Annotated in this window: 8 protein-coding genes; 1 reads left to right on the forward strand and 7 read right to left on the reverse strand. The window is 38.1% G+C overall.

Translation table 11 applies throughout. The annotated features are described in order from the left end of the window. The 7 genes from HMPREF9074_RS11000 to HMPREF9074_RS11030 all read right to left on the reverse strand — a co-directional run. Positions 1-277: PIN domain-containing protein (locus tag HMPREF9074_RS11000; RefSeq protein WP_034540819.1), on the reverse strand; the 277-nt coding region annotated here is incomplete at its 3' end. Continuing rightward, positions 274-456, reverse strand: a complete 183-nt coding sequence (locus tag HMPREF9074_RS11005; RefSeq protein WP_034540822.1) for a hypothetical protein — start codon at positions 454-456, stop codon at positions 274-276. The genes HMPREF9074_RS11000 and HMPREF9074_RS11005, both read right to left, overlap by 4 nt. A 63-nt stretch (positions 457-519) precedes the next feature. Next, positions 520-1,515 carry an NAD(P)H-dependent glycerol-3-phosphate dehydrogenase gene (locus HMPREF9074_RS11010; protein WP_009392589.1) on the reverse strand — a complete coding sequence of 332 codons (996 nt, stop codon included), beginning with the start codon at positions 1,513-1,515 and terminating at the stop codon, positions 520-522. A 47-nt stretch (positions 1,516-1,562) separates the two neighbouring features. Next, positions 1,563-2,003, reverse strand: a complete 441-nt coding sequence (locus HMPREF9074_RS11015; RefSeq protein WP_009392590.1) for a hypothetical protein — start codon at positions 2,001-2,003, stop codon at positions 1,563-1,565. A 2-nt stretch (positions 2,004-2,005) separates the two neighbouring features. Beyond that, a complete protein-coding gene (locus HMPREF9074_RS11020) occupies positions 2,006-2,572 on the reverse strand; it encodes a Panacea domain-containing protein (RefSeq protein WP_009392592.1) in 567 nt (188 codons plus the stop codon). Positions 2,573-2,681: 109 nt separating this feature from the next. Then, complete coding sequence (locus HMPREF9074_RS11025; protein ID WP_009392593.1) at positions 2,682-2,903, reverse strand: hypothetical protein; 222 nt, start codon at positions 2,901-2,903, stop codon at positions 2,682-2,684. 52 nt (positions 2,904-2,955) lie between these two features. Then, a complete protein-coding gene (locus HMPREF9074_RS11030; protein ID WP_009392594.1) occupies positions 2,956-3,489 on the reverse strand; it encodes a DUF1599 domain-containing protein in 534 nt (177 codons plus the stop codon). Between the two features lie 363 nt (positions 3,490-3,852). Here HMPREF9074_RS11030 and HMPREF9074_RS11035 point away from each other — a divergent pair. After that, positions 3,853-6,300, forward strand: a 2,448-nt coding sequence (locus tag HMPREF9074_RS11035) for a hypothetical protein (RefSeq protein WP_034540826.1), incomplete at its 3' end; no start/stop codon positions are given.

Below are 6,300 nucleotides of genomic sequence, written 5' to 3' on the forward strand. Positions count from 1 at the left end.
CTCGTACTATTTCTTCTGCTTTGTCAAGAGCTTTTTTAGTTACTTTTTGGTCGTATACCTTTATCAGGTTTCGGTAGAAAAGTAGTTCTGCTTTCAGTTCTTTGTCGCTTAAGAGGCTAAGGACTTTTATTTTATCCCAATGCTCATCTATCTCCTCAAAGACAAAGTCTGGGGCGATGAATTGAAAGTTATGCTTGGCTTTTATAATAGAGGCTATAGCCCCATTGGGTGTGATTAACGCACTAATAATTAGATTGCTATCGGTTATTAAAATCATTCTTCTAAAATCATCTTCATTAAGTTTCTTCGGGTAACATTTCTGTTGATTGATTGTGCTATTTCATCAATTGCTTTTTTCTTTTGATAATAAGAAAGTTTCTTTTTAGGGGCTTCTTTTGTAGCTCCTAATGCTTTGTGGTTGGTGGTAGTTGTCGGGTTTATGGCTATTGCTGGCATAATGTTATAGGTTTTTATAAGTTTTATTGATGCAAAGTTAATAATAATCGCCAAATCGGCAAATCAATCTAGTTCTGCTGTGAGTTCAGCAAATTCTGTTTTAGCTCTTTTGCCTTCGTATAGCACTTTATACACGGCATCGAGTATAGGGGTGCGACTCGGTTTTTCTTGGTTTTTGTTGATAAGGTAAGCACTCTTAGTGGCGTAATACCCCTCAGCAACCATATTCATCTCCGCCATTGTGCTCTTCACGGTATAGCCTTTGCCTATCATCGTGCCAAACATACGATTGCGACTGAAAAGTGAGTACGAGGTTACTAATAGGTCGCCTAAGTAAGCGGAATTGTTGATGTTGCGCTTTATCTTGTAAATATGCTTGATGTAACGACGCATCTCGCGAATGGCATTGCTCATCAGCACACTCTGAAAGTTATCGCCATAGCCTAATCCGTGGGCTATACCCGCAGCTAAGGCGTAGATATTCTTCAGCATCGCAGCATACTCTATGCCAATAACGTCGTCTGATATTTTCGTCTTCACATAATGGCGACTCATCGCTTCAGCCATAAAGCGCGCTTTCCCCTCGTCGAGGCAAGCGATAGTGAGGTATGACAACCGCTCGAGGGCTACCTCTTCGGCGTGACAAGGCCCTGCTATAATGCCTATTTGGGCATAAGGTACGTGGTGTATTTTGTTGAAATATTCGCCTACTATCAGTCCGCTTTTGGGTTCTATACCTTTGATAGCTGAAAAGATAGTCTTATCGGTCAGGGGTAGGGTGAGTTTGCTTAACTCATCGCTTAAGAAAGCCGAAGGGATACAAAAAATAATGTAATCGCTAAAGGCTACCGCCTCATCGAGGTGGCTGGTGAGGTGCAGTTTATTGATGTTTAGGTGTACATCGCTTAGGTAATTAGGGTTGTGCTTGGTAGCTTTGATGTGCTCGATGGACTGCTCGTTGCGCATATACCAGCACACTTGGTCGATATTGGCGGTAAGGATTTTAACAAGGGCAGTAGCCCAACTACCTCCGCCTATTACAGATATTTTGGTTTCCATATATAAGAAAATTGGCAAATTAGCAAATTAGCAAATCGGCTAATTGATTATAGTATTTTTTTGTATTTTCTCTTTACTGATTTCGAGTTTTTTAAGCATTCAATAAGATCGTTAAACAATGATATTTTCATTTGTCCCCATATCTGGTAATCAGAGGCTTCATAAGGGTAAAGTTCTGTTAATGTATCTATAGAGTACTCATCTAATAGATGTCCGTATAAATAAGTAGAAACACTGAAACATTTTCCGTCTTCTGTGATTTTAGTAGAAGGAGAGAGTACAAAACAATTGAGGTTACTACTTTCGCATTCTATACAACCTTGTTCAATTACCAATTTCTCAGGGATATAATCTTTACTAGTGGGTAAAGAAGCAAGAATACTTTTGTTATCAATATTTTTTAGTACTACAAAATATTTGTTCTTAGCTGTATTTCCATTTTTAAAGTAAAAAGGAGTGAAATATATAATGGTTCTTTCTGTAAACATTTTTAAAACTGTTCGATATAATCTTCATAAATAGCTTTTTTGCGTGGGTCATTGGCTACTAAATCGGCTAAATTAAGATAAAGGTTGGTACTGTTTATGGTTTCATTTTCTAAAAGGTTTAACACCTTATTTTCTTTGGCAGTCTTATTCCATAAAGACTCTTCGTTATGCGTATAAGCAACTAATTCTTTGGCTGTTTTATTGCCAAAGCTCTTAATAACTTCGTCTAATAATTCTATGTCATTATCTGAAAATTCATCATCTTTAAAGGCTTTTTTAGCTGATAGGTGTCCTTTTTGATTACTTTTTATAAATGGAGCTAAAAGGCTCATTTCTGATGATAAATCAATAAAAATAGGTTCGGCTACAGGACCAAATTTCCATACTTTATAATCTAAATTTAAGAATGGAATTCCTGATTGCTTAATAGAAAGCTCATCTAAAATATACAGTAATTTTAGAAACTTTGTTTTTGACAAATTCGGTATTCTTTCACTCAAATAAATAGCGGTATTCCCTATTTTATTGAGTTGAGCTTCATTGTACTGTGTGTAAGTGTTGTTCTTCATATTCTTTAATTGCCAAATTAGCAAATCGACAAATCGGCAAATTGATTTATGGTCTTTTTTTGTATAAGTGTTTTTTCACTTCTTCGGTAGTAATTACTATCATTTTGTGTTAGTTTTTAAAAGGTAAGTTTAGGTTTCTGGCTTTGTCTAATTTGCGCGCAATGGCTCTATTAGTTTTTTTAGAGAGAGCCATTATAAGTTCATATTGCTCTTGTGTTTCTTCTTCAAACTCTTTTATTTCAGTTACTTTCACAAAGTCAAGCTTCTTAGCTTTTTCTACATAAGCTAAGGCTTGTGGGGTATCGTGGGGTATAGTGATAGTGTATGGCATAATTTCTATGTATTTTTTTACAAAGTTAATAACTAATCGCCAAATTGACAAATTAGCTCGTCAGATGGATAAGGGCGAAAACGGCATAATTGACCATATCTTGGTAGTTAGCCTCTACTCCTTCGCTTACAAGGGTTTTGCCTTGGTTGTCTTCTATTTGCTTGACGCGTAGGAGCTTCTGTAGGATAAGGTCGGTGAGGGAACTCACGCGCATATCGCGCCACGCCTCGCCATAGTCGTGGTTTTTAGCCTCCATTAGGCTGCGTGCTTCGACTACTTTTTGGTCGTATAAGGCGGTTGCTTCCTCAAGGTTTAGGTCAGGTTGTGCCGCTATGCCTTTTTCTATTTGTATGAGTGCCATTAGGGCATAGTTGATAATGCCGATGAACTCAGCAGTTTCGTCTTCGTCTATTTTGTGCTCTTTGTTTTCTTGGAGTCCGCGTATGCGCTGGGCTTTGATATAGAGCTGGTCGGTAAGCGAAGGCAAGCGCAAGATGCGCCACGCACTGCCGTAGTCCTTCATCTTCTTGATAAAAAGCGAACGACATCTGTCTATTACCGAGTTATATTGGTCTATGGTGTTCATTTGTTTGTTAAATTAGATGCAAAGATAATAATTAATTAGCAAACAGACAAATTAGAAAATGAGCAAATTAGCAAATTAGAAAAAATTTCTTTTATATTTACCCTTTACGTTCAATATAGCTACCCTTTAGGAAGAGCGAAGAGTTAGCGAAAGATGAGCAAAGTACAAACGTCTAATCATCGCCCTAAAACCAGAAAAATATCCTATTTCCCAGCCTTCCCAGTCCTCTCAGCCCTCTCAGTCCTCCCACTGAAAAAAAACAAGAAAAAAATTCTCATTTCAAAAAACAGTTGTATATTTGCACTCTCAAAAATGAGTAGTAATTTTATTTTTCAAAAACCATAAAGTAAAATAGTAATAATAATGAAAAAGAATCTGACAATGCAGTTATTGCCCTTGTGGCTATTAGCGTTTTTCTTTTTTGCCTCTGTGCCTATAAAGGCGCAAGTAAAAGGATATGCCGGCGTAACCAAGCTTATTGGTTGCGGTAGCGGTGCTAACGCCAATAAGGCAGAAGTAAGTGTTACCAATGTAACAGGAGGTACGCCTCCCTACCAATATCAGTTTAATGTTGGGGCTTGGCAACCTAGCAATGTAGGCTGGCTACCTGCAGGTACTCATAATGTACGGATAAAAGATAGTAGTAACAACTATAGTAGTTATATTTCCGTAACAGTACCAACCGCTTCAGTAGCACCAGTGATTACAAAGGAGATTTTCTACGATTGCGATGGGCGCCCTACTTTAAAGGTAGGAGTACAAAACCCACAGCCTTCTTACCGTTATCTGTTTAAATTAGATAATGCCCCTACTTTTTCAGAAAAATATCTTTTTCAGAATGTAAGTACGGGTACGCATACTATTACTGTAAAGTATGAAGATACCACTATTCCTTCACCAAGAATGCTCATAAATGAAGATTTTGGCAAAGGAGCTCCTGAGTCTTTGGGTAGTATAGTGCCCTCTAACTGGAGTTTCCAGCCTGCTAATGGTACTGTTCCAGCAGGTGACTGTTTACATGAAGGCTACTATACTGTAGCTCCTCATAATAAAGTACAAATATGCTCAACTTGGTGTTGGACAATACCTAAAGACCATACTTCTAACGGCACTGATGCTACAGGACGTTTTTATGCAATGAACGTAGGAGGGGCTGCTTCAGGACAACGCTTTTATTATAAAGATGTTGATGGTATAAAACCTAATGTACCTATTAAGTATGAAATGTATTTGATGAACTTATTGAATACATCTTGTGCACCACATCCTACATCTATTGATGCTAATATCGAAATTAGAATAGTAGATAAAAACAATCCTTCGCATATATTAGATACAAAAACTACTGGACGTTTACCACGTGCTATAAATGCTTTAGACTGGCGAAAATATGAGGGTACACTGAATACGGGAAGTGTAACTTCTATTCGTATAGAATTTAGAGATTTAGAAGCAGGTAATAGTGGTAACGACTTTGCTATAGATGATATAAAAGTATGGCAGATGCCTGAAACTTGTGGGCAAGAAGTGTCTACAACAGTAAGTGTTACTACTTTGCAAATGCCTACAATCTCAGCTAACCTTAGCAATTGTAGTCCTTCTAATAATACCCTTAATTTGGTGGTAACGCCTACCTCTTCGCTCTTTACCTATCAATACCAAATGGATGGGGGAGCACTACAAAACAGCAATGTGTTTACAGGCTTGGCTATGGGTACTACCCATAATTTTAAAGTACATTACAAACCGGTAGCTTCAGTAGTTACCCTTGTAAATGAAGATTTTGGAGTAGGGAATAATGCTACCGCTAATAGCTATGTACACCCTGATTACTTCTTTGAGCCGATGAACAACTCACCAATAATATACAGCCGTTCAGGAGCTTCTAAAGATAATACAGGGCCAAATATGAATAACACCGTTAATGGTGAATACGCTATTGCGAGATACATTACGGCTACTATACCAGGGCTTTGGACAACCCCTAACGATGCTTCGCATACTCCACAAGGTAGAATGTTGCTCGTAGACCTCGATCCTGGTAAGCCTAATTTCTATATGCGCACATTTAGTGTATTGCCTAATAAAAAAGTTGATTTCTCAGCTGCTATAATGAACTTGGTGAACTCTTCAGGAGGGCATGTGTGTTCAAGTTCAACTCCTCACACAATGCGCGTACGTTTTTACACTAGCGAAGCAGCTTATAAGGCAACCCCAACTGCTTATTTAGCAGAACAATCAGTAGTATTGCCACATTCTACTAATCCTAATGATTGGAAACGACTTACCCTTAGCATTCCTGCTACTACTGTAGGAACTAATACTTCTTTGTTCTTTGTATTAGAAATGACTGTTTTTGGTGGTTGTGAAGATATAGCCGTAGACGATATTGTTATAACACAAGCTTTGGCGGAATGTACTAAAGATTTTACTACTACTATTAATACTTCAGTAACTAATGCTTTTGCAGGCGTTACCAAACTAATAGGTTGTGGTACAAGTGCTAATGCTAATAAAGCAGAGGTAACTATAGCCAATGTAGAAGGCGGTAGTGGTACTTACGAATACAGTTTTGACGGTATAACTTGGACGGCTTCTAACACCAGCTGGTTACCTGCAGGTACGCATACAGTTTCGGTACGCGATGCTGTTACTCACGGTTGTCCGTTTGATATGAATGTAACGGTACCAGCAGCTTTGGCACAGCCTACTATTAAAACAGAGGTATTCTACGCTTGCGATGGTAAGGCTATCTTAAATGTAGGAGTAGAAAACCCAGACCCTGCGCTTAAATACCTTTATAGTTTAGAT

Source organism: Capnocytophaga sp. oral taxon 329 str. F0087 (assembly GCF_000213295.2).
GTDB lineage: Bacteria > Bacteroidota > Bacteroidia > Flavobacteriales > Flavobacteriaceae > Capnocytophaga > Capnocytophaga leadbetteri_A.